The sequence below is a fragment of the Chitinophagales bacterium genome, from assembly GCA_013816805.1.
Lineage (GTDB): Bacteria > Bacteroidota > Bacteroidia > Chitinophagales > UBA10324 > MGR-bin340.
Genome location: JACDDS010000005.1, coordinates 100,273 through 126,227 on the forward strand (window position 1 = coordinate 100,273; position 25,955 = coordinate 126,227).

Consider the following 25,955-nt stretch of genomic DNA (forward strand, 5'->3'; position numbering starts at 1 on the left):
TTATAAATAATACATTTGAAATTATTGCTTTTGGAATTTCTTGTGGATAACAATAAAATATTTAAGTGTAATATCTTACCAAAATATATAAAAATTAATAATTAATTAAAATACAATCCTGATAATACGTAGTCTTTCCTGCAACAATATTCATATTGCAGGAAAAATTGATCAGAGACTTTACAATGGATGTTTTGCTAAATGATAATCTGCTTTTCGATCATATCAGGGTACTGTTCTTTTTTTCTTTACTTTCTGCAACATATGCAGCGATAAAAATAGCAAGGGCAATGATTACCAAATTTTTAATGATGTATTGCCCGATCAGGTTAGGAACCATAAATCCTTTCCATACCAAAGCAGGAAGAATTACCAGTGGGCCAAAGGTAGTTATCATGTGCGGGACGAGCATATAGAGTGCATATTTTTCCTTTTGGGGAAATAAAAAAATAACTCCAATCAGCATTTCATATGCACCAAATAACAGAACAAAAACATTCCAGGGGATAAACCAAAACGTATGCTCATACAAAGTGTGCATCACATTTTCGGCAGGACTTAATTGTAAAATTTTCAGCAATCCAAACCAGAAAAACACAATAAAAAATGACGTTTTGGCTAACGGTAGGCTGATTCTTTTTAACAAAGCAAAAAAGGCGTTTTCAAAGGCAACCCGTTTCTTGTTAAATTGAACAAACATTCTTAAAACAATTATGCTTTACAGAACGAATCTAATTACGGAGATTGACTCTACTGTGTACCAAGTGTAAATGTTTGTTAATACACTCCGTTTAAATAAATACTAAAGTTTTCAAAAGCAGAGAAAATGCTTATTGTAAGGGATGAAACAGGGAAAAGCCACAAAAAAATTAAAGCTATTTTCACCGCGTTAATATGAGTCGCCGTTTAGAGGAAATAAAAGCGCCTATCGCGACGGAGCTCGCCCTTTTCGAGCAACGGTTCCAGGAATCAATGAGAAGTAATACTCCGTTGCTCGATGCGATTACACGCTATATTGTAAAAAGCAAGGGTAAGCAGGTAAGGCCAATGTTCGTTTTTTTTTCAGCGAAAGTAGTGGGCGAAGTTACCGATGTAACATTTCGTGCTGCTGCCCTAATAGAATTGCTTCACACTGCAACCCTTGTGCATGATGATGTAGTAGACAACTCCTATGAGCGACGGGGATTCTTTTCAATTAATGCTTTATGGAAAAATAAGATTGCTGTACTTGTTGGAGATTACCTCTTATCCCGCGGGTTACTGCTTTCTGTTTCAAATAAAGATTTTGATATGCTCGGAATAGTTTCCGACGCGGTGCGTGAAATGAGTGAAGGAGAATTGTTACAGATTGAAAAGACCAGGCGTCTTAATATTAGTGAAGAAATTTATTACGAAATCATTCGTCAGAAAACGGCCAGCCTGATTTCATCTGCGTGTGCTTGTGGAGCAGCGTCTGCAAAAGCACCTGCGGAAGAAGTAGCTAAAATGAAATTGTTTGGCGAAAAAATTGGCATTGCGTTTCAGATAAAAGATGATCTGCTTGATTTTAGTACGGATGATACAGGAAAACCGAAAGGCATAGACTTAAAGGAAAAGAAAATGACGCTTCCGGTTATATATCTGTTAAATAATACGTCTTACTCCGAAAAGAGGAAAGTAATAAACGTTATAAAAAACCATCATGATAACTCCAAAAAAGTGATGGAGGTTATGAAAATTGTTTCTCAATCCGGTGGCATTGACTATGCTAACCGAAAAATGGAGGAATACAAAAACGATGCGTTACAAATTTTATCATCATTTCCCGAAAGCCCCTCTAAAAAATCTCTTGAAGATCTTGTTCTCTACACCACTGAGCGCAGAAAGTAAGAAGCTGTACATTCAGTTTGTTTAAAAAAAGAAGCGTCTCTCAAAAATTGAGAGACGCTTTCCTATTAAAATGATATTTATTCTTCGGTTTTTTCTTCCTCAGAAGTGCCATCTTCAGCCGCATTTGAGCTCTCATTTTCTGTGTCTGTCTCAGCTTCAGCTTTAGCATCGGCATTACCTTTTTCAATTTTGTTTTTCAGTTCTGACAGCACTCCAAGATCTCCGAGAGTAGTTTTTTCAACCTTTCGATTAATATTTTTTACTTCGGTCCGCTGATCTTTACGCTCGACTTGTTTCTTTTCTTTAAGTGCTTCTTTTTCTCTTTCCAGCCTGTCTTCCCAAATTTTTGAATGCGAGACGATTATTTTTTTATTGCCCCGATCAAATTCGATTACTTTAAAGAGAAGGCTCTCATCCAATTCAGCCGTTTTGCCGTTTTCCTTTCGCAGGTGCTTTATAGGAGCAAAGGCCTCAAGGCCATAAGGCATCAAAACAATTGCACCTTTGTCGTCCTTTTTAATGATGGTTGCCTGATGCTCAGAACCTGCAGGAAACACGGTTTCAAAAGTATCCCATGGATCCTCTTCTACCTGCTTATGGTTAAGAGATAGTTTACGGTCATCCTTATTGATATCCTGTACTACCACTTCCATCTCATTTCCAATCTTTGTTACCTCACTTGGGTGATGGATTCTCTTAACCCACGAAAGATCACTAATGTGAACAAATCCGGTTATGCCATCTTCCACTTCTACAAAAACACCATAGTTACTTACATTCTTTACAATGCCTTTTGTTCTGGTTCCGATTGGGTATTTCTGTTCGATATCACTCCACGGATCTTTACCCAGCTGTTTTAAACTAAGTGACATTTTACGTTCAGCACGGTCCATGGTTACTACGATAGCTTCATATTCATCACCTACTTTAAAGTATTCCTTGGAGTTAATGGGTGTATTGCTCCAGGATATTTCAGACACGTGAATCAATCCCTCTACGCCGGGTTGAATTTCGAGGAAAGCGCCATAATCTTCTATGTTCACGATCTTTCCCTTCACTTTCGATCCTACGGTTATTGACTGATCAAGGACTTCCCATGGCTGTGGTGTTAATTGTTTTAAACCAAGTGAAATTCGTTTCTTCTCATCATCATAATCGAGCACCACTACATTTAGCTTCTGATTTAATTTCAGTACTTCACTCGGGTGATTGATACGTCCCCATGAAATATCCGTGATATATAATAATCCATCAAGGCCGCCTAAATCAATGAACGCACCGAAATCTGTGATGTTTTTAATAGCGCCCTCAAGGATTTGACCTTTCTCCAGTTTCGAAATAATTTCCTGCCTTTGATTTTCGAGGTCGCCTTCAATTAATGCTTTATGAGAAACTACTGCATTCTTAATTGCTTCATTGATCTTCACCACCTTAAACTCCATCATCTTTCCTACGTACTGATCATAATCCGTAATGGGTTTTACATCTATTTGAGAACCCGGTAAAAACGTTTCCAAACCAAACAGATCTACAATTAACCCTCCTTTCGTTTTACTGGTAACCAGCCCGGTCACTACTTCTCCTGTTTTATAAGCCGATACAATATGTTCCCATGCGCGTTCCATTTTTGCGCTTTTACGGGATAATATAAGTTGACCTTTAAGATTTTCTTTCTCAACAACCATCACTTCTACCCTATCGCCAACCCTGAGATCGGGCGTATCTCTGAATTCGGACAATGGTACCAGACCATCAGATTTAAAACCGATGTTTAAAACCACATCGGTTGGCGTCATGGATACCACGTTTCCGCTAAGAATTTCATTATTATTAATGGTAACAAAAGTACCGCCGTAAATATTTTCCAGCTCAGTACGTTCTTCTTTGCTGTATTTTTTAACATTGCGTTTCGATACATCCCAGTCAAAATCATCGTGAGAAGATTGACTCATTGAAGGCGATTCTGACTGAGGTGTTTCTGTTTGCGGCGATTCTGTTGAGGGCATATCAACAGTTTGGGTTTCTACGCCATCATTAATTTGGATATGGGATTCTGCTTCCTGATTTTCTGTTTTGTTTTCTGCCAAGATTTATGTCCTCCTTTTAAGTGAGATTACCCGTGGTTTTTAAACGGGCAACAAAGGTAAGAGAATTATATAAAAAGCCAAATGCAAGTGATATATAAATTTTAAAGTATCAGCCTGATAAAAAAGCAATATTTACTCTTTTCCTCCAATACCTTTATATCTGGTATAATTTGTCTAAAATGGCGCCAGTTATTTACGAAAAAACAATTTATACTATAGGTCACTCTACACGGACGCTGGAAGAGTTTCTGAACATTTTAAAATCGTTTCAGATTAAAGCATTGGCGGATGTGCGGAATTTTCCCGGATCGAAGCGATACCCCCATTTTAATAAGGAAATTTTGAAGACATCTCTTGCCAATAATGAGATTAAGTACCTTCATTTAAAACAACTTGGTGGCAGAAAAAAAGCCATTGAGTATTCTAAAAATACAGCCTGGCGTAACACTGCTTTCAGAGGTTATGCGGATCATATGCAGACTGAAGAATTTACAACAGGCATTAATATACTGGAAAAGCTTTCCAGTTCGGAAAGAACTGCATTTATGTGCTCGGAAGCAGTGTGGTGGCGATGCCACCGTTCTCTCATCTCTGATTTTTTAAAAGTCGAAGGATGGGATGTAAAACACATTATGGCTTTTGGAAAAGCAGAAGTGCATCCGTTTACATCGCCTTCAAAAATTGTAAATGGTAAACTGAGCTATGAAGAATAATTAATAATCTTTGATGAGAAGTATAAATTAATGATCTGAAGGAATATCGTATCCATATTTGCAATAATTCTTAATTCAGAATAACATGATTGTGATTGGTAATCTTTTTGCTTTTTAACTACGTAAAACAATTCTACATGAGAGGTAGCTACTTGATGGTCTTTATATTTTGCATGTATATCGCTCCCGTTTTGGCGCAAAAATCAATTAAGCATTCTAATCAGGCTTCATCCTCGGAACAGAAAATAAAAAATGATAATTCTTCAGGCAGTTATAGTTCACTTTTTTTCCAGGGATTACGGTGGAGAAATATTGGTCCGTGGCGCGGAGGCAGATCATTAGCTGTTTGCGGAGTTATTAATCAACCCAATGTCTATTATTTCGGGGCAGTCGGTGGCGGTGTTTGGAAAACCACGGATGGTGGAAAATCATGGCTTTGTATTTCGGATTCTGCATTTCACTCATCCTCCGTCGGTGCAATTGCTGTGGCTCCTTCTGATCCAAATATCATTTACGCAGGAATGGGCGAAGCTGAGATGAGGGGGAACATTTCTTTCGGTGACGGTATTTATAAGTCAATGGATGCAGGCAAAACATGGAAACATGTGGGATTGCAAAAATCATATGCCATACAAAATATAGCCATTCATCCCCAAAATCCTGATGTATTATATGCCTCGTGCATGGGTAAAATTTTCGGCTCAAACAGCGAACGGGGTGTATACCGGTCGCAGAACGGTGGTAAAACATGGCAACAGATTCTTTTTGCAGATGACAGCACCGGTTGCTACGATGTAAAATTTGATCCTGCCAATCCAATGATTATGTATGCCTCGATGTGGCAGGCGCTTCGCACACCCTATTCGCTCAGTAGTGGTGGAAAAGGAAGTGCATTATATAAATCTTATGATGGTGGAGACCACTGGAAAATGATTTCACAAAATCCGGGCTTGCCGGTTGGCATCGTCGGGAAAATTACTACGGCAATTTCCACCTCTAATCCAAACCGTATCTATGCAATGATAGAGAATGAAAATGGAGGTCTGTACCGGAGTGAAGATGGTGGAGAGCATTGGTCTCAAATTAATACCGATAAGAATTTACGGCAGCGTCCATGGTATTTTTCCCAGATCTATGCAGACCCTCAAAACCAGGATAGAGTAATTGTTTTAAATGTTCAGGCCTGGCAGTCAAAAGATGGCGGTAAAACATTTTTGCCTGTTCACAACAACCATGGAGATAACCATGAGCTGTGGTGGAATCCGTTTAACAGTAACAACTGGATACAGGGTGATGATGGGGGCGGAGAAATAACTTACGATGGCGGAGAAACATTTACAGACCTTGATTTCCCTACTGCACAATTTTACCATGTTACACTGGATAATGATTTTCCATATAATGTTTATGGCGCTCAACAGGATAATACTTCCATCCGCATAGCCAGCCGTACAGATAATTTTACAATCGATGCAAATTCATGGTATCCTGTTGCAGGGGGCGAAGCAGGTTACATTGTTTCAGACCCATTGAATTCAGAAATAACGTATGGCGGTGAATATGATGGACAATTAAGCACTTACAATAAAAAAACAAATCAGTATCAATCCATAAATCCCTGGCCGGAGGCCTGGATAGGCAGTGGCGCAGAAAGTAAGCAATACCGCTTTAACTGGACTTACCCGATTATTTTTTCACCCCATAATCCAAAGGAATTGTTTGTCACTTCTCAATATGTGCACCGGACTTTCGACGCAGGTTTCACATGGCAAACTATTTCACCTGATCTTACACGCCACGATCCGAAGACAATACATGCCAGCGGAGGACCTATTACTAAAGACAACACCGGAGCCGAGGTATATGCAGATATTTTCGCTTTTGCAGAATCATACGTTCAGCCTGGAGTTTTCTGGACCGGAAGTGACGATGGATTAATATATGTTTCAAAGGATGATGGAAAAAATTGGAATAATGTCTCAATTTCTTATCTCCCTGATTGGGCATTAATCTCCATCATTGAACCCTCTCATTTTGACGCAGCTTCGTGTTATGTAGCAGCTACACGCTATAAAAGCGATGACACCAAACCTTATCTTTTTAAAACCAATGATTTGGGAAAAACATGGAAACCTATTATAAATGGAATTCCTCCACAGGCGTACACAAGATGCATACGGGAAGACCCTAACCACAAAGGATTATTATATGCAGGAACAGAGGCCGGCATCTACGTCTCTTTTGATGACGGAAGCCATTGGCAATCCCTGCAACTAAATTTGCCGCTGTCTCCTATCCACGACATACAGGTACAAAAAAGGGATAAGGACCTGGTAATTGCAACCCACGGACGGGCATTCTGGATTCTTGACGATTTAACACCTTTGTATGAAATGGCTGATGAAGCAGGAAAAAGCAATACATTAATTAAAAATTCTTCGCACTATTTTTTTAAACCGCGCGACGCGTACCGTATGCAGGGGGGAAATTTTTATGATCAAAAAATGCAGACCGGAGAAAATGCGCCCAACGGAATACTTATGCATTATTATTTGAAAAATAAACCAAAAAAAGAATTAAGGTTAATGATCTTCACCAATAAGAATGATACGGTGATTACTTATTCGAATACCAAAGACAAAAAAGGAGAATCTATTAAAATTTCTAAAGAATTTTATGAAGATAAAAAAATGAAGAGGCCAGGAATTTTACCTGTGGATTCTGGCATGAATACTTTTGTATGGGATATGCGTTGGCCGGATGCGAAGCAGGTAGAGGGAACAAATATTATGTGGGCAGGAAGCGTAACAGGACCCCAGGCCATTCCCGGGAATTACAGAGCAAAGATGCTGATTGGCGATTCGGTGATAGCTGAACAAACGTTTGCTATTTTAAAAGATCCCCGAATCTCCACTTCTGATTCTGATTATATGGCTCAATTCGATTTGCTGAAAAAAATAAATACAAAATTAACAGAGACACATGAAGGTATCAATAGAATCAACAAAGCAGAAAAACAAATAAATGATTACGTGGCTGTTATTTCAGATACATCCATTGCATCAAAATTTAAAAAGGTTACAAAGCCTTTAACAGATTCACTGGATGCTATAAAAGGAGAATTATATGATTACAGGGCTACCTCACCGCAGGATGTACTTAATTTTCCGATACGCTTAAACGATAAGCTTGCAGGTGTGGGGAGTGTAGTAAGCTCCGCTGATACACGACCAACCAAATCATCTTACGAAGCATTTAATGATATTTCATCACGCGTAGATGTGCAGCTTAATAAGTTGAAAAAGATTTTAGAAGAAAAGATTCCTGAGTTTAATAAGATGGTAGATGAATTCAGGATTTCGCCTGTAAATGTGAAATAGAGCAATGAAATTTCAGCCATTGGAAGCCGGATATAAACTGGGGAACTACCATTTGGTTTCTATTTTAATTTTCTCCTATGAAAGTGTGCGTTCTACTGTTGATAACTTTTACTCTCAGGAATTACAAAATCAGAGGGAGAACAGTAACTTTTCACTCTGAAAAATTTTTTATTAACTAAAAATCCTAACAGTGGCAACAAAAAAGAAAGCTGCGCCAAAAGCAGCGCCAAAGAAAGCTGCACCAAAAGCAGCTAAAAAAGCAGCTCCGAATGCCCAAACTAAACGCCAGCCTAATGCAGCTTTTATGAAAGCTATGAACATTAGTGAGGGACTTCAGCCTATTGTAGGCAGCGCTCCTCTTCCTCGTACCGAAGTTACCAAGCGGGTGTGGGCTTACATTAAAAAGAATAATCTGCAGGATCCTAAAGAAAGAAGGAATATCAACGCGGATCCTGCATTACAAAAAGTTTTTGGTGGAAAGAAAACAGTGAATATGTTTGAGATGACCAAGCTCATCAATAAGCACCTCAGCTAATAGGTGTATCAGAAGAACTGTTTCAAAAGCGTCATTGCAGTAAAGTGAAGCCAGTTAAATATATGCAACCAGGAAGCATAAAAAATGTTTTGCAACTGCCTGCAATGATGTTTTTCTTTTCTTATTACTGATAAGTTTCCAGTAATTCTATTTGCAATTACTTTCTTAGCAAAGATTATTTAAGGTGCTCGGATAGAAATTGCTCCATTGCTCTGTAAAAGTCAAAACGGTTTTCCTCATTATGAAAACCGTGACCCTCATTTTCCTTCACCAGATATTCTACCTCCACACCTTTTTTCCGCAAAGCTTCTACAATTTGATTAGATTCATTAATGTTTACCCGTGGGTCGTTTTTACCCTGTGCTACCAGCAAAGGCGCTTTAATTTTTTCTACGTGAAAAACGGGAGATGAGGAATGAAGAAGCTCTTGCTCTGTTACAGGATTTCCTACCATTTCATACATCATTTCAAGATACGGCTTCCAATAGGGAGGAATGGTATTCATAAACGTAAACAGATTGGATACACCTACATAATCAATTCCACACGCATATAAATCCGGTGTAAAAGCTAAGCCGGCCAGCGTTGCATAACCACCATAGCTTCCTCCATATATAGCTATACGTTTTGCATCGGCTATCCCCTGTTCAATAATCCACTTTACACCATCTGTTAGATCATCCTGCATTTTCTTTCCCCATTCTTTAAAGGATGCTTCCCAAAATTTTCTTCCGTATCCGGTGGACCCGCGATAGTTTATCTGCAAAACAGCATAACCGCGATTAGCAAGAAACTGCACTTCAGGATTAAACCCCCACCGGTCTCTTACCCACGGGCCACCGTGGGGATTAATAATTACCGGCAAATTTTTATGATAGCCAGCATCAATATTTTCTTCGGATTCCAGAGGCAAAGTCAGATAGCCATGTATGGTCAAGCGGTCCCCTGAGGTAAATGAAACAGGCTGCATTACTGAAAGTTCATCCTTTCTCAGCCACGGACTTACTTCAGCCAGCAATTCTAATTTATCAGTAGGCACATCATACAGGTAGTAAGCTCCTAAAGTCCGATCACTGTGGGTACGAACAAGGAAACGTGTCTCTTCCTTATTTTGAGAAGTGAGCATTATTTCATCGTCCGGAATGTCTTTCTCAATTCGCTTATGTATGGCTTCAATGGCGTGATCAAGAAATATTTCAGAATGCTTCCAGTCCACAAAAGAATAGCTTGTGAGTACCATTCTTTTCCTGGAATATGTAAGCCCGCTCAGATCGACTTCATCGTGCCTGAATAAAACTTTCTTTTCAACTCCTTCATCAAGATCAAATAATACAATTGCTGCTTTATCACGACCTAAGTTTGACAACGCATACAAACCCTTATTATCGAAAGTGAAAAAAAGCGGCTCCAGTGTTTCCCGGAAGTGAGTGGTAATTAATATCCGGAAAGGAGTGGTATTGGTTTCCCTGTAAAGAATACTCTGATTCACACCATCCGTTGCAAGGGCTATTCTTATCTCACCATTATGATCGGTCATCCAACCTGTAACATTACCAGGATTTTCAGCTTCAAGATGGTATTCTCCGGTATGTATGTTTAAGCGAAAAGCATCAAAAATTTCTGGATTTCTTTTATTCATCCCAATAATTACTTCTTCTTCATTCTCTTCCAGGTCATCTATAATCTCTACCCTGATGCCCTCAAAAGGCGTAAGCTCACGTTCCTCTTTGCCCAAAACAGATACAGAATACAAATGATAATTTTCGTCGCCGCCATTATCTTTTAAAAAAACAAGCCGGTTGTTATTGCCCCAAAAATATCCCGCTATACTTCTCTCTGTTTCATGGGTTACCTGCCACTCTTCGCCACTTTCCACCTTGCGTGTAAAGAGGTTTAACCTGTTTTTCCACGGCGCCATAAACGATAGATAAGCACCATCTGGCGAAATTTGAAAGCGCGTTTTTTCAGGATTCCGAAAAAAATTTTCTAAAGGAATAGAATAGCGCTCTGTTGAGGTATAGGATAGATTGTGTAACATAAAAAAACTGTGAGTTAATTGAATAAGGGCGACATAAAGCCGCTAAAGTAAAAAGTTTCATTTAGCGGAAACCGTTGTTTACATCTTGCAAATTCGATTTAATGTTCTCTGCCTAACTTTGTAATAAAATCCTGACTTATAGTATGGTTAATGCACCGGATATCACAGCTGAAACAGCAATAGAGCTGGGCTTGATTCCTGAAGAATACGAACAAATTAAAACTATTCTGGGTCGCGACCCAAATTTTACAGAGCTAAGTATTTTTTCTGTAATGTGGAGTGAACATTGTTCTTATAAAAATTCTATAAAGTGGCTGAAAACATTGCCGCGTGAAGGACTGCGGATATTGGCAAAAGCAGGAGAAGAAAATGCTGGTCTGGTTGATATAGGCGATGGCCTAGCTTGTGCATTTAAAATAGAATCACACAATCATCCTTCCGCCATAGAGCCTTATCAGGGCGCAGCAACAGGGGTAGGTGGAATTCACCGTGATATATTTACTATGGGGGCCAGGCCTGTAGCTGCCTTGAATTCATTACGCTTCGGGACTTTGCACGAAGGGAAAACACAGCATCTTCTTCGCGGTATTGTAAAAGGAATTGGGGATTATGGAAATGCGTTTGGTGTGCCAACCGTTGCCGGAGAAGTTTTTTTTGATGAGTGCTATAATACCAATCCCCTTGTGAATGCTATGAGCGTTGGGATTGTGAAAATTGGAAGTACTGTTTCAGCGATTTCCTATGGCACCGGAAACCCTGTATTTATTGTGGGATCAGCCACCGGTAAAGATGGTATTCATGGCGCCAGCTTTGCATCACAAAATATCACTGACAGTTCCCATGAAGATCTACCAAGCGTTCAGGTTGGCGATCCGTTCCAAGAAAAATTGTTACTGGAAGCTTCACTTGAAGCAATTGAAACCGGAGCGATTATCGGTATGCAGGATATGGGCGCTGCTGGCATAATTTGTTCTACCTCTGAAATGTCGGCCAAGGGAAAGCATGGAATGAAAGTATGGCTGGAAAAAGTTCCTGCCCGCCAATTGAATATGAAACCGTTTGAAATTTTATTATCAGAATCGCAGGAAAGAATGCTGCTGGTAGTTCAAAAAGGAAAGGAGAGCCAGATTTTAAAGGTGTTTGAAAAATGGGATTTAAACTGTATACAAATTGGAGAAGTAACAAACGGAAACAGTTTAGAATATTATATGTACGACGAGTTAGTTGCGGAAGTACCTGCAGAATCACTTGTACTCGGTGGAGGGGCACCAATTTATGACAGAGATTACACGGAACCCGAATATCTGAAACAGATATACAGCTTCAATCCAAATGAAATTGAGGTACCGGATGATTTACGGAGTACTGCCTTGAAACTAATTGCTTTACCGAATTTGGCTTCTAAAAAATGGGTTACACAACAGTACGATTCAACTGTGGGAATCAATACAATGTCAACCAATGCACCGTCCGATGCTGCTATAATAAGAGTGAAAGAAACCAATAAGGCAATTGCAGTTAAGGTAGATTGTAATTCACGATACGTTTTTGCTGACCCATTTACAGGAGCAGCAATTGCCGTGAGTGAAGCAGCCAGAAACATTATTTGTTCGGGTGGAATTCCGGTAGCCATTACCAATTGTCTGAACTTCGGAAATCCATATAATCCTGAAGTCTATTGGCAATTTATAAATTCCATCAAGGGAATAAGTGAAGCCTGTAATATTTTTCAAACTCCCGTAACCGGTGGTAATGTAAGCTTCTACAACCAGTCTTATGATGGCCCGGTATTTCCTACCCCGGTAATAGGAATGCTGGGGGTTCTCGAACAGATTTCTAACCGGATGACACTTAACTTTAAAAAAGCAGGTGATTTAATTTACCTGGTGGGTGAATCACGCAACGATATAGGGTGTTCCGAATATTTGACGAACATCTGTAATATTTCCTTTTCCACCGTTCCTCATTTTCATCTTGAAGAAGAATATAAAGTTCAGTCGGCGGTAAAAAAATTAATTGAGAAACGGTTAATTGAATCGGCTCACGATGTCTCAGACGGCGGATTGTTTGTAACCTTGCTGGAGTCCGCCATGGTAAATGAATTGGGCTTTGACATTACCACCAACCAGCTCATTCGTAAAGATGCATTTCTGTTCGGTGAAAGCCAAAGCCGGATTGTAGTATCCGTTTCTCCGGAGAAAGAAGATTTATTTATTAACCAGATGATAAATGAGGAAGTAGAATTTTGTGCCCTGGGGGAAGTACTCGACTCATTACTGGTGGTTGATGAACAGGAATGGGGAGAAATAAGAGAGTGGAAGGAAGTTTTTGATAATGCTATTGGAAAAGTAATGATTCACGCCGTTCAATAATAAACCACAATTCTTTTTTTGTGTTTATAGTAGAAATTTAAATAATGAATAATATAGAGGTTATTCAAATGTTGCGCGATTCTTTGCAATCAGATGATTTAAAAACCATTATCGATAAAATAGTAAGCTCGCGAAGAATCTCTACCTCTGAAGCTGCTATATTGTATAAAGCAGATCTGGGACTGTTAGGTTCTCTTGCAAATTTTATCCGTGAAAAAAAGCACGGAGATAAAACCTACTTCAATCGTAATTTTCATATTGAGCCCACTAATAAATGTGTCTTTGATTGTAAATTTTGTTCCTACTCCAGATCATTCCAGCCTGCAGAAGATGCGTGGGAACTTACCGAGCAGCAGATACTTGACAGGGTAAAAAGTTACCATGGCATTCCGGTTACCGAAGTGCATATTGTTGGTGGCGTGCATCCAAAAATGAGTTTAAATTTCTTTGCCTCCCTGATAAAAAAAATCAAAGCGATACGGCCTGATATTCATATAAAAGCCTTTACCGCCGTGGAGCTTGAATATATGTTTCGCAAAGCAAGAGTAAGTTATTCGGAAGGGTTAAAGATTTTAAAAGACAGCGGAATGGACTCTATTCCCGGAGGTGGAGCAGAAATTTTTGATGAAGAAATAAGAAACCTGATTTGTAAAGACAAAGCTACCGCCGGGGAATGGCTCGGGATTCACGAAGCAGCCCATTTGCTCGGCATGCATTCGAATGCAACCATGCTATACGGGCATGTTGAAAATTACCTTCATCGGATTGACCATATGGATCGCCTGCGGGAATTACAGGATAAAACACATGGGTTTAACACATTTATACCGTTAAAATTCAGGAATAAAAATAATGAGATGGCCGGTATAACAGAATCAACCGTAGTTGAGGATATGAGGTGCTATGCTATGTCAAGAATCTTCCTGGATAATTTTCCGCACATCAAAGCCTATTGGCCCATGATCGGAAAGTCCACCACACAGTTGCTTTTGAATTTCGGAGTGGATGATGTAGATGGAACCATTGATGATTCCACTAAAATTTATTCCATGGCAGGAGCAGAAGATGCACATCCGGTGATGACAACTAAAGATATTGTGGAATTGATAAAACAGGTTAACCGTCAACCGGTAGAGCGTGATACTTTATACAATGTGATTCAGGATTACAGTGATGTGAAATTTGAAGAGCAAAAAGCTGGTCTTTATGAATTTCCTCTTATGCAAAATTAATTGCTTCCAATTCACTCTATAATTACGTATATATAATTGATTTGAAAAAACAGCTTTTTATTATCCGCCATGGAGAAACAGACTTAAATAAACTTGGAGTGGTGCAGGGTCGCGGCGTAGATCCACCGCTTAATGAAATCGGGCGAAAGCAGGCATCTCTCTTTTTTGATCGTTACAGAAATGAAAACTTTGATATCATTTATGTGTCTTCATTAAAGCGCTCGATAGAAACAGTAAATCCTTTTATACAACTGGGAATTCCTTTTGAGAAACACTCGGATCTTGATGAAATAAGCTGGGGTGTTTTTGAAGGTCAAAAAATGACTTCGGAATTTAAAAATTTATATAACAGCCTGCTTTTAAAATGGAAGGAAGGAAAATTTTATGAGCATGCCGAAAATGGAGAAAGTCCAATACAAGTTCAAATCCGGCAATTGAATTTTATCAATTATATGGTGAATCAACCCCCTGAAAAAGCCCTTGTTTGTATTCACGGTAGAGCAATGCGCATGTTCCTTTCTACTTTACTAGGTGAGAGCTTGAATCGCATGGATGAGTTTCCGCATCAGAATCTTTCTTTGTATAAACTAAACTATGATGAGGGACGTTTTACCATCGATCTTTTTAATAATACAGATCATCTTCATTAAATGGCGAAAATTAAGGTTGCTGCTGTTTCCTACTTAAATACTAAACCCTTTCTCTTCGGCATCCGGCATTCACCATTGGTAAAAGAGGTGGAACTTATTATTGACCATCCTTCGCGTATTGCCGAGGAGCTGATAAAAGGTAATGCAGATCTTGGATTAGTTCCGGTTGCAGTAATTCCTGAAATAGGTTCTGCAAAAATTATATCAGATTATTGTATAGGATGTAATGGCGCTGTATCGTCAGTTTCTATTTACAGTGAAGTCCCTATTTGGGAAGTAAATGAAATATTTCTGGATTATCAATCCCGCACATCTACCGAATTGGCAAAAATTCTAGTGCGGAATTATTGGGGAATACAACCCATACCACTAACTACTTTTCCGGGATATGAAAAATTGATTGCAAATAATCGCGCAGGATTGATCATTGGAGATCGTGCATTGTATGCAAAAAATAAATTTCAGTATTCATATGATCTGGGAGAGGCATGGAAGCAATATACGGGCTTGCCCTTTGTATTTGCATGCTGGATAATGAATAAAGAATTACCATCCGGATTTATAAATGAATTTAATGAGGCTTTACAATTTGGAATAGATCATATTTCTGAAGTGGCAGAGCTTGAAGCTTTAAATTTCCCGGGTTTGAATATATATGAGTATTTCACAAAAAATATTCAATTCAACCTGGATGCGGGTAAGCAGGAAGCGCTTAAAAAATTTCTCTTTTTCATAAAAGAAAAACCCGGGGTTACGGTATAGATCTATAGAAGCAATCTGGAAATTATAAAATGATTGCACATATAACATATTTTGCTGGCTGTCGTCCCTTATGAATAAATCACAGGAATCAATGAAAGTAAGATCTATGATAATTTTAATATTAGCTTTTATCTTGCTTTCACAAATAAAAATGTCAGCACAGCAAAAATTTACAATAAGCGGTTACGTAAAAGATGCAGCCAGTGGTGAAAATATGATTGGAACCATAGCAGGAATTAAAACCACCACAACCGGTACTGCTACAAACAATTACGGATTTTATTCAATAACGCTTCCTGAAGGAGACTATACCCTTACTTTTTCTTATCTCGGATACTCCACTTTTGATACTACTGTTTTCCTTCACGCTGATGAACGCGTTAATGTTAACCTGGAAGTGGAAATGAAGCAAATCGAAGAAGTAATTGTTTCTGCAACGGATACTAAAGATGCCAATGTCAGAAGTGCCCAGATGGGAAAATTTGATTTGCAAATGGATAAAATAAGAGACTTGCCTGTAATCTTCGGGGAACAGGATATTTTAAAAACCATCCAGCTGCTTCCAGGCGTACAAAGCGGGAATGAAGGCACAACCGGTTTCTATGTGCGCGGAGGAGGAGCCGATCAAAACCTGCTGCTGCTTGATGAAGCAACGGTTTATAACGCTTCACATCTCTTTGGATTCTTTTCAGTCTTTAATTCTGATGCCATATTGAATGCAACCCTTTACAAAGAAGGAATGCCTGCAATGTATGGCGGACGAATCTCATCCGTTCTTGATATTTCAATGAAGGAGGGAAATAATCAAAACTTTCACGGTACAGGTGGAATAGGTATCATTTCCTCACGACTAACACTGGAAGGTCCTGTTGCAAAAAATAAATGTTCTTTCATGGTGTCGGGACGAAGAACTTATTTCGATGTGCTCGTAAAACCTTTTCTGAATCCTGAAGTAAAGGGATCAGGATACTTTTTCTACGATTTAAATGCCAAGATTAATTACAGGTTTTCAGACAAAGACCGTTTATTCCTGAGCGGCTATTTTGGACGGGATGTTTTTTCCTATCACAATAATCAGATAGACCTTAGTATTCCATGGGGAAATGCAACGACCACGCTGAGGTGGAACCACCTTTTTAGCAATAAGCTTTTTATGAATGCCTCTGCTATTTATAACGCCTATAATTTTCAGCTAAAGGCGAATCAAAATGTTTTTGAGTTTGACCTCTTTTCCGGCATACATGATTTTAATGCAAAAATGGATTTCGATTATTTCCCGTCTGTAAAGCATCACGTGCAGTACGGGGCCAATTATATCTATCATATTTTTCAGCCTCAAAGCATTTCAGGTAAAAGCGGCGAAACCCACTTTGACCCGACCGGCATATTGAAGAAATTTGCCCACGAGGGTGCAATTTATTTGCAGGATGAATGGGATATTTCAGACAAATTTCAATTAAGCGGTGGATTGCGCTTCTCTCTTTTTAACCAGGTAGGTCCATATATCCTGCGCACCTTTGATCCTTTTACACTTGCACCAATTGATAGCACGGTTTACCGCTCCGGTGAGCATGTATCCACATACACAGGGCTCGAGCCAAGATTGCTTGCAAGGTATTTCATTGGTAATACTTCATCCATAAAGGGATCATTCACCATTACAAATCAATATATTCATCTGGTAAGCAACAATGGAACTACGCTCCCCACAGATATCTGGGTGCCAAGCTCTTTGGTGGTGAAACCTCAGAAAGGTTACCAGTATTCACTCGGATATTTCCGGAATTTTAAAGAGAATATTTTTGAGACCTCGATCGAAATCTACTATAAGAAATTGCAAAACCAAATTGAATTCAGGGAAGGCTACACACCAACTCCCAATGAGGAACTGGAAGAGAATTTTATATTTGGAAAAGGAGATTCTTATGGCGCTGAGTTTTACATTAACAAAAAGTCCGGATTGCTCACCGGTTGGATAAGCTATACCCTCTCTTATACCAACAGGAAGTTTCCGGATTTGAATCACGGTAATTCCTTCCCTTACCGTTATGACAGGCGCCATAATCTATCCATAGCAGGGAGCTATCAGCTCAATGAAAAATGGTCCCTGGGGGCAGAATTTATATATTCTACAGGCATTGCTTATACCCTTCCTGAATCAAAATATTTCATTGAGGGGAATGTAATCACCCAGTATGGAACTACTAATTCATACCGTTTGGCATCGTACAACCGGCTGGATGTATCTGCGAATTACGAAGGAAAAAAACGGGAAAAATTTCAGTCCGGCTGGAGTTTTTCAATATATAATCTTTATAACAGGAAAAATCCATATTTTATTTACAATGAATATTCAGGGGTTTTTTTGCAGGATCCTAAAGTGGAGGTGCAGGCTAAACAAGTGAGTTTATTTCCTATTATTCCTTCAGTAACCTGGAACTTTAAGTTTTAAAAAAAGTAAGTTTTACACAAATATCAGAGGAATAGTGATTAATAAACATAAGATTTCAACAACAGTAAGAAATTATTCTGAACAAGTTTCCCGGTCTGTTTTATCACTGCTTTTATTCATATTGATATTCAGTTCATGCAAGAAAAATATAACTATTGATCTTCCTCCTTCCGTACAGCAGTTCATTGTAGAAGGTCATATTGAGACCGGTCAGCCACCTTACATTATCCTTACACGCAGCTCAGATTATTACTCTGTTTTTTATCTTGATTCTATAAATAAGTTTTTTGTTCACAACGCCATTGTAAAAATTTCGGATGGTACTGACACTTTTCAGCTTCCTGAATTAAGCATTGATACCGGAAATATTTCTGTTTCTGCATATGTAGGACTCGGCATCTCAGGAGAAGAAGGGAAAACGTATTCGCTTTCTATTCAGGCAGAAGGAAAAACATTAACGTCAGTAACTACAATACCGTACAGTAAGCCTCTTGATTCCATATGGTATGAAACCGGCGTTATTCCCGGTAATGATACATTTGTTCGCCTGGTGTGCCGTTATACAGATGCACCCCAATCAGGTCAGTACGTACGTTATTTTACGAAAGAAAATTCAAATCCATTTTATCCGGGATTAAATTCTGTATTTGAGGATGCAGTGATCAACGGTACCACCTTTGATTTTCCGCTTGATAAAGGAGTAAGCAGAACCGATACAACTACCTTTTATCCTGGCTATTTTCAATTTAGAAAAGGTGATACCATCACCGTAAAATGGTGCCAGATAGATAAACCGCATTTTGATTTCTGGAGAACACTTGAATTTGAACTGGGAGGCCAGGAAAGCCCGTTTGCTTCACCTATTGATATACAGAGTAACATCAATGGAGGATTAGGTATTTGGGGTGGTTATGCTCCTTCTTACAAAACAATTATGGTTCCTAAATAGTAAACCTGTCTTCACAATAGCGAAAATCATCAGGAGACAGAAAAGAACTATTATTAGTCCATTATTGTCATACAAGCATTAACAATAAATTTTAGAGTTCAAATAACAAGTGAGTAATTTCTGATGACTAATTCAAAAATTCATAAATGTGTTATAGTGGGCTCGGGTCCCGCCGGATATACCGCGGCTATTTACGCCGCCCGTGCAAATCTTTTTCCAGTGCTTTTTCAGGGCATTGAACCCGGTGGGCAACTTATGCTAACTACCGATGTTGAAAATTATCCGGGTTATCACCAGGGAATAAAAGGACCGGAAATGATGGAAGACTTTCGTAAGCAATCTGAACGGATGGGTACGGATATACGCTACGGACACGTAAGTAAAACCGACCTGACAGGTCCGGTTCATAAATTGTTTTTGGATAGTGGGGAGGAGATCCGTACGCATTCCCTGATTATTGCTACCGGGGCTTCCGCAAAATGGCTGGGTTTACCCTCAGAGCAAAGATTAAACGGAAGCGGAGTTTCTGCATGCGCAGTTTGTGATGGTTTTTTTTATCGCGGCCAGGAACTGGCAATCGTAGGTGCAGGAGATACAGCAGCTGAAGAAGCATTATATCTTTCCAACCTTTCTCCCATGGTTCATATGATCGTGCGTGGTCATAAAATGAGAGCCTCCGCTATTATGCAGCACCGTGTTATGAAGGCACCTAATATAAAACTGTATTTAAATTCTGAAACAGAGGAGGTATTAGGTGATAAAACAGTGGAGGGAGTAAGAGTGAAAAACAAGGTTTCAGGAGAATTAACGGATATACCTGTCAAAGGATTTTTTGTAGCTATTGGTCATCATCCCAATTCACAGGCTTTCAAAGAATGGATAGAAACAGATGAACAAGGATATATTAAGACCATCCCAGGATGCACCCAAACCAACGTAGCCGGAGTATTTGCCGCCGGCGATGTTCAGGACAGAAACTACAGGCAGGCAGTAACTGCTGCAGGATCGGGGTGTATGGCAGCACTGGATGCAGAAAGATATTTAACGACAATAAAAGTGCATTAAGCACCTCTATTGGTTATAATAATAAGATTGCAGGAAAAAGAAATCCGGTATCAATGCATTACCATCACTTTGCTGGTAGTTTTTTCATTCCCTGATTGAACGGATAACAAATAAACGCCAGCAGGATATTTCGACAAATCTATTTCCTGGGCGTAATCACCATTGGCAATTCTGCTCTGCTTTACTGATTTTATAACAGTTCCAAGCGAATTAGATAATGTCCAAATCACTTCATGCTGAGGAAGCCATGCCATAAATTGCAGCTGATCTGTGACAGGATTAGGAAATACCGTTAATGACAACTTATTTCTGTCAAAATCCGGAATACCGGTGCCTGTTGCATAGGAAGAATCTAAAACTATATTTTCATCACCCGGCATATAATCCATCAGCCAAAACCGACAGGACATCATTTCATCCAAAGTACTTTCACCTGCATAAACCCATTGAGGAGGATTGCTGGGATTAAAAGGATTATTCTCAGTATTATCATATACGCCAGTTCCCAGAATTTTCGAACCAACAGGTACCTTCATAATTTTCGGTAAAAAGTAACTCATCTGCCAGTTAAAGTTCCATTGTGGGATGTACATAATCTTTGTAGTATCCAGATTGGCATCTACCATATAAATTTCAAAAGATTTACCAATCAGGTGCATATGTGGTTGAAGTGCAATCAGAGACTGATCTTCATCCATTACAGCAGAGGTTTCATAAAAGGTGGTAATCGTATAAGGTGGCATCTCAAAAGGAGGGTTCAATAAAGAGGGTACGTGCCAGTGCAGTAATCTGTTATTACGAACTTTCCGCACCTGATCTTCAGGAATATCACACCATTTTAAATGTACTTTAATACTATCTGCTTGTCCCAAACTGCCGGGAGCATAATGTACATTAACAATAAAATCAGAGCCAGGGGCAATTTCAATTCCCATGTTATAAGGCATGCTGAAGATGCTGCTGCCGGGAATCCAACCGGCATCAATTACTGCATAAGGGCTGAAACCATCTAAAAAGCCACCGTAAAAACCCGGAGCGGTGTCCGCTACTTCCTGCTGCCATGAAACATCTGTCTTATCGTGAAGCAAGAAAAGATGGTGCACAATAGCAGAATTGCTGGGCAAAAATTCAATTTGGTTCAGATATCTTGTTTCGGTATAGTTGGAATGGATTGCAAATGCACGGTAATCATCACCCGGAACAGTAATCGTATACGCCGGAAACTGAAGTGTGTCATCAATCACCTGCATCACAGAAACACCGTTAAACACCGGGGGAGCAGGAGCCAATGAAATATCCCCTTCAGGAGTACCATTATCAACCCATTCATTTATAGTAGCCAGTTCACTTGAAGATAATACCATCTCATTACGGAAATGTGTATAGTTTGGGTCTGGTGGCCACGGTGGCATCTTTCTCGCGTTAACATCTGCCTGAATCGAAAAAGCATTATCCACAGCATTTTGATAAGTCATTAACGAAAATGGAGCAATGCCGCCTTCATGATGGCAGGTAACGCAATTATCATAAAGAATAGTTGCAACGCCTGTACTCCAGTCCGGAGTTTGACCTTTGGCAAATGGAACAATTCCAATCAACCATAAAATGAGTAAAAATTTTTGCTTAACCGGAAAATAAAAAGGAAAGGATTTCTGGGGTATAAAGTAGGTCATAATGTGGTATGCAGCTTTGAAAAGATTAATTAATTTCTCTGCATCAATAGATTGCAAAGGTAATTTATTTCGCCAGAGTAACCAATTTGTTTGCGTAATGAATATTATAATCACATGCGCTGGACTTCGTAACATTTAAAACAAAAAATCATTCAATAATTATCATTTATCCAACTTATTTATATTAATCATAGATAATATAATGAGTTAAACTGTAACAACTTAATTAAACTTTAACAGCTTTTTCTTTTTGTTGCCAGCAGTGAGAATAACTAAGTTATCTGCATTGCAGGTATCAAATGAGCCTATTGCAATTAACATATTCTTCTATCTTTGCGCGCATTAAAATTCCCCGATAAAATTATTAACGGATGAAGATGAATATTGAGTCAAGCCATTTAAATGGCCTTGTTGTTCTGCAACCAGAAGTATTTCAGGATGATCGGGGATTTTTCTTAGAAGCTTTTCGTACAGATATTTTTAGTGAGCTTGGATTGCCAACTGAATTTGTTCAGCATAACCATTCGGGATCTGTAAAAGATGTAGTACGCGGGCTTCACTTTCAATGGGAACCCCCAATGGGAAAATTAATGCGGGTTACCAGTGGAACTGCTTTCTTGGTTGCGGTTGATATCAGGAAGGGTTCACCTTCTTTAGGCAAATGGTACGGCAGAGAAGTTTCAGCCGAAAATAAGCTGCAGGTATATGCTCCGGCGGGGTTTGCGAGGGGCTTTTGTGTGTTGAGTGACTACGCAGAAATCCAGTATATCTGTACCGGTATTTATAGCGGCAAAGGTGAAAGCGGTATCAGGTGGAATGATCCTGCAATCGGTGTTGAATGGCCTGTAAAAACTCCTATCCTTTCAGGTAAGGATGAAAAAGCACAGCTTTTTTCTGAATGGCTGGAAAGGCCGGAATCAGATTTTTTTAAATATTGAATTTACAATCATCAAAGATAACCAGGTGTATCAAAAAATGGTATCGCTTTTCTATAAATTTCACTATCAACCATAACATTAACTCATTTAACTTAAGATGAAAATACTCATTGCCGGAGGAGCAGGATATATTGGTTCAGTACTGATTCCCAAACTACTCGACAGAGGTTACCAGGTAGACGTGGTCGATTTATTATGGTTTGGAAATAATCTTCCTCCCGAAGTTAAAGTTCAGCAAAAGGATATTTTTGATCTTACCGAAAAGGATGTAGAGGGATATGACCAGGTAATTTTTCTGGCTGGTCTTTCAAATGATCCAATGGCAGAATTTTCTCCTGCCCAAAATTTTATTTCTAATGCCTCCTCCCCTGCCTATCTGGCCTACATTGCTAAACGCATGGGCGTAAAACGTTTTATTTATGCCGGTTCATGTTCTGTTTATGGCTATACGGTAAATGAGCTTTATGATGAGTCCTCACCCGCCGTTTCAAATTATCCATATGGAATTTCAAAACTCCAGGGAGAACAGGCTGTAATGGCAATGGCTGATAAAGATTTTTCTGTTATAGCCTTTCGGCAGGGAACAGTAAGCGGATACAGCCCAAGAATGCGGTTAGACCTGATTGTGAATACCATGTTTAAATCGGCATTACTAAATGGTGAAATAGTAATTAACAATCCCTCTATCTGGAGACCGATTCTTGGAATCCAGGATGCTGTAAACGGATATATACGTGCCGTGGAATCCGCCATGGAAATTTCAGGAATTTTTAACATTGCCTCCGGAAATTACACGGTTGGTGAAGTGGCGGATTATGCGAAAGAAGCAGTAGACAAGAAAATGAACAAAAATATCAAGTTGAATATAAAGAACATCCAGGATTTTCGAAACTATAAGGTTACCAGTGAAAAAGCCATGAACGTATTGAGCTTTAAGCCTGCACATTCAGTTGAGTCCATATTGGATGAACTGGTAGAAAATTATTCCAGGTTTCAGGATTTTGACAATCCGAATTATTACAACATCCAGGTTTTCAAAAAACTTTACTGATAGTGGAACACCTGAATTGTGAATAGATAAATACATCTATTTATTGATAAGCGTCAGGTATTAAGGACTCACAAGCCAAAGAATACAAATATTCAGACACAATAATTATATGAAAGTTGCAGTGATCGGTGCAAACGGACAACTTGGTACAGATGTTTGCGAAGTATTTTCAATAGCACATAACGTTATTCCTCTTACTCATAACGATATTGAAATAGGGGAAATAGATAACGTGAAAAAAGTTTTAAGTGAAATTAAACCGGATGCAGTAGTATGTACTGCAGCGGCACATAATGTTCCAAAATGTGAGCAGGAACCGGATATAGCCTTTCGCATAAATGGAATCGGATCTTTAAACCTTGCAAAAGCTTCTCAGGATCTGGATTTTAAACTAGTTCAATACTCCACTGATTATGTTTTTGATGGAAGAAAAATGAAACCTTATACAGAAGCTGATCCCGTATTTCCACAAAGCGTATATGCGGTTACTAAATATACAGGTGAACAGTTCATTCAGAATTATTGCACTAAATATTTTGTGGTGCGTGTCTCTGGCATATATGGGAAAATACCCTGCCGTGCCAAAGGGGGAAATTTTATATCCACTATGGTAAAGCTTTCTAAAGAAAAACCGGAAGTGAGGGTGGTTAATGATGAGGTGTTAACCCCTACCCCTACTAAAGAAATTGCAAAAAACACTTTATCACTTATTGAAACGGAAGCTTATAATTTATATCATATGACCTGTGAAGGTGAAGTTTCCTGGTATGAATTTGCCCGAACTATTTTTGATGCACTTAATTTAAAAACTCCCTTATATGAGGCGAGCGTTAAAGATTTTCCGTTAGTAGTAAAACGTCCATTTTACTCTGTGCTCGACAATTATAATCTGCAGCGAATCGGATTAAACCAGATGCCCGGATGGAAGGAAGCACTCACTGAATTCTTAAAAAAAAATTACGTGGAACCTGTTTTCAGCAAGTAATTGTTCATGCCGGTTTAATACTCCTTATGAAAATAGCTATACTCGGTACTCGGGGAATACCTTCAGGATACAGCGGATATGAAGCCTTTGCAGAGGAACTGGGGGTGAGATTGGTGAAGCGTGGACATGAGGTAACGGTATATGCTCATAAAAATATGTTTACGGAATTCCAGGAAGAATACCGTGGCATTAAGCTTCTATATATTCCTTCCATGCAGGGAAAAAATACTTCTCAATTTTCCCACTCCTTTATTTCTACGTGGAAGGTTATATTTTCCCGAACAGATGTGGTGTTATTCTGCAATGCTGCAAATGGGCCATTTGGATTATTGCTGAGTATGTTTGGAAAGAAAAACTGCATTAATGTAGACGGTCTGGAGTGGATGCGACCCAAATGGAGCAATGCCGGAAAAAAATATTTTTATTTCGGCGCCTGGTGCGCCACTAAATTTTTTAATGTAGTAATTACCGATGCAAAAGGAATGCAGGATTATTACAAAAAAGAATTTAATTGCAACTCCACCGACATCGCTTATGGTGCCGATCTTAAATATGCAGACAATCCGGATGCTGTCCGAAAGTTTGGTCTCGAGCCTTTTCAATATTATCTTATTGCATCACGTCTGGTTCCTGATAACAACGCTGATATTATTGTCAAAGCCTTCATGAAATCAGATTCAAAACGCGTGCTGGCCATTGCAGGAGGTACGGTGTATAAAAATCCATTTGAAGAAGAGCTAAGAAGTATAGCTGATCCTAAACGTGTAAAATTTTTAGGACACATCAACGATAGTAACCTCATAAAAGAGCTTCATGCAAATGCTTATGCTTACACACATGGCCATGAATTTGGTGGAACTAATCCCGCACTGTTAAAAGGTCTTGCATACGGAAATTGTGTATTGGCAATGGATACGGTTTTTAACCGGGAGGTTCTGAAAGATGGTGAATACGGAATTCTTTGGAAAAAAAATGAAAATGATCTTGCAGAAAAAATTAACAGGATCGACTCAGACAACACCATCGCACAATCCTATCGTGATAAGTCACGCTCAAGAATTACTGAGCGTTATACCTGGGAGCACATTACGGATGAATATGAAGAGGTCTTCCGCAAATTACATCCTAAAAATAATTCCTGAAATAGGTATTGCTTTTTCTCTATCTACATTCAATTATCTAAACCTGATTTTTTACTTGCTTT

The 25,955-nt window shown here is 39.0% G+C and carries 19 protein-coding genes; 15 read left to right on the forward strand and 4 right to left on the reverse strand.

What is annotated here, in order from left to right:
- Positions 1-220: 220 nt before the first annotated feature.
- The gene (locus tag H0W62_05580; GenBank protein MBA3648010.1) at positions 221-700 is read right to left on the reverse strand and encodes a hypothetical protein; all 480 of its coding nucleotides are present in this window, start codon (positions 698-700) and stop codon (positions 221-223) included.
- Positions 701-894: 194 nt separating this feature from the next.
- Between H0W62_05580 and H0W62_05585 the strand changes: the two genes are divergently transcribed.
- Positions 895-1,869, forward strand: a complete 975-nt coding sequence (locus H0W62_05585; GenBank protein ID MBA3648011.1) for a polyprenyl synthetase family protein — start codon at positions 895-897, stop codon at positions 1,867-1,869.
- Positions 1,870-1,946: 77 nt separating this feature from the next.
- Here the strand turns inward: H0W62_05585 and rpsA are convergent, their stop codons facing one another.
- Complete coding sequence (rpsA, locus tag H0W62_05590) at positions 1,947-3,875, reverse strand: 30S ribosomal protein S1 (protein ID MBA3648012.1); 1,929 nt, start codon at positions 3,873-3,875, stop codon at positions 1,947-1,949.
- 260 nt (positions 3,876-4,135) lie between these two features.
- Here rpsA and H0W62_05595 point away from each other — a divergent pair, with 260 nt between their 5' ends.
- From H0W62_05595 to H0W62_05605, 3 genes are all read left to right on the forward strand, one after another.
- Positions 4,136-4,669, forward strand: coding sequence for a DUF488 domain-containing protein (locus H0W62_05595; protein ID MBA3648013.1), 534 nt, complete (start codon positions 4,136-4,138; stop codon positions 4,667-4,669).
- A 137-nt stretch (positions 4,670-4,806) separates the two neighbouring features.
- The gene (locus H0W62_05600) at positions 4,807-8,049 is read left to right on the forward strand and encodes a glycosyl hydrolase (protein ID MBA3648014.1); all 3,243 of its coding nucleotides are present in this window, start codon (positions 4,807-4,809) and stop codon (positions 8,047-8,049) included.
- Between the two features lie 190 nt (positions 8,050-8,239).
- Positions 8,240-8,584: a hypothetical protein gene (locus tag H0W62_05605; GenBank protein ID MBA3648015.1), complete on the forward strand. Its 345-nt coding sequence runs from the start codon at positions 8,240-8,242 to the stop codon at positions 8,582-8,584.
- 175 nt (positions 8,585-8,759) lie between these two features.
- Here the strand turns inward: H0W62_05605 and H0W62_05610 are convergent, their stop codons facing one another.
- A complete protein-coding gene (locus tag H0W62_05610) occupies positions 8,760-10,622 on the reverse strand; it encodes a S9 family peptidase (GenBank protein ID MBA3648016.1) in 1,863 nt (620 codons plus the stop codon).
- Positions 10,623-10,765: 143 nt separating this feature from the next.
- On the opposite strand from H0W62_05610, the gene purL reads away from it, so the two are divergent.
- From purL to trxB, 7 genes are all read left to right on the forward strand, one after another.
- Positions 10,766-12,994 carry a phosphoribosylformylglycinamidine synthase subunit PurL gene (gene purL / locus H0W62_05615; GenBank protein MBA3648017.1) on the forward strand — a complete coding sequence of 743 codons (2,229 nt, stop codon included), beginning with the start codon at positions 10,766-10,768 and terminating at the stop codon, positions 12,992-12,994.
- A gap of 44 nt (positions 12,995-13,038) precedes the next feature.
- The gene (locus H0W62_05620) at positions 13,039-14,226 is read left to right on the forward strand and encodes a CofH family radical SAM protein (protein ID MBA3648018.1); all 1,188 of its coding nucleotides are present in this window, start codon (positions 13,039-13,041) and stop codon (positions 14,224-14,226) included.
- A 41-nt stretch (positions 14,227-14,267) separates the two neighbouring features.
- Positions 14,268-14,876 (forward strand): histidine phosphatase family protein, encoded by a 609-nt coding sequence (locus tag H0W62_05625; protein MBA3648019.1) that lies wholly within the window; start codon positions 14,268-14,270, stop codon positions 14,874-14,876.
- Positions 14,877-15,638, forward strand: coding sequence for a menaquinone biosynthesis protein (locus H0W62_05630; GenBank protein MBA3648020.1), 762 nt, complete (start codon positions 14,877-14,879; stop codon positions 15,636-15,638).
- A 106-nt stretch (positions 15,639-15,744) separates the two neighbouring features.
- Positions 15,745-18,090, forward strand: a complete 2,346-nt coding sequence (locus H0W62_05635; GenBank protein ID MBA3648021.1) for a carboxypeptidase-like regulatory domain-containing protein — start codon at positions 15,745-15,747, stop codon at positions 18,088-18,090.
- 34 nt (positions 18,091-18,124) lie between these two features.
- Entirely contained in the window at positions 18,125-19,039 is a 915-nt protein-coding gene (locus tag H0W62_05640; protein MBA3648022.1) for a DUF4249 domain-containing protein, read from the forward strand.
- 123 nt (positions 19,040-19,162) lie between these two features.
- Complete coding sequence (gene trxB, locus H0W62_05645; GenBank protein MBA3648023.1) at positions 19,163-20,104, forward strand: thioredoxin-disulfide reductase; 942 nt, start codon at positions 19,163-19,165, stop codon at positions 20,102-20,104.
- Between the two features lie 50 nt (positions 20,105-20,154).
- Here the strand turns inward: trxB and H0W62_05650 are convergent, their stop codons facing one another.
- On the reverse strand, positions 20,155-21,777 hold the full coding sequence (locus tag H0W62_05650) for a T9SS type A sorting domain-containing protein (GenBank protein ID MBA3648024.1): 1,623 nt from the start codon (positions 21,775-21,777) through the stop codon (positions 20,155-20,157).
- Positions 21,778-22,154: 377 nt separating this feature from the next.
- On the opposite strand from H0W62_05650, the gene rfbC reads away from it, so the two are divergent.
- From rfbC to H0W62_05670, 4 genes are all read left to right on the forward strand, one after another.
- Positions 22,155-22,715 carry a dTDP-4-dehydrorhamnose 3,5-epimerase gene (rfbC, locus tag H0W62_05655; protein ID MBA3648025.1) on the forward strand — a complete coding sequence of 187 codons (561 nt, stop codon included), beginning with the start codon at positions 22,155-22,157 and terminating at the stop codon, positions 22,713-22,715.
- Positions 22,716-22,812: 97 nt separating this feature from the next.
- Positions 22,813-23,766: an SDR family oxidoreductase gene (locus tag H0W62_05660; protein MBA3648026.1), complete on the forward strand. Its 954-nt coding sequence runs from the start codon at positions 22,813-22,815 to the stop codon at positions 23,764-23,766.
- Positions 23,767-23,875: 109 nt separating this feature from the next.
- A complete protein-coding gene (gene rfbD, locus H0W62_05665) occupies positions 23,876-24,751 on the forward strand; it encodes a dTDP-4-dehydrorhamnose reductase (protein MBA3648027.1) in 876 nt (291 codons plus the stop codon).
- Positions 24,752-24,777: 26 nt separating this feature from the next.
- Positions 24,778-25,893: a DUF1972 domain-containing protein gene (locus H0W62_05670; protein MBA3648028.1), complete on the forward strand. Its 1,116-nt coding sequence runs from the start codon at positions 24,778-24,780 to the stop codon at positions 25,891-25,893.
- Positions 25,894-25,955 lie beyond the last annotated feature (62 nt).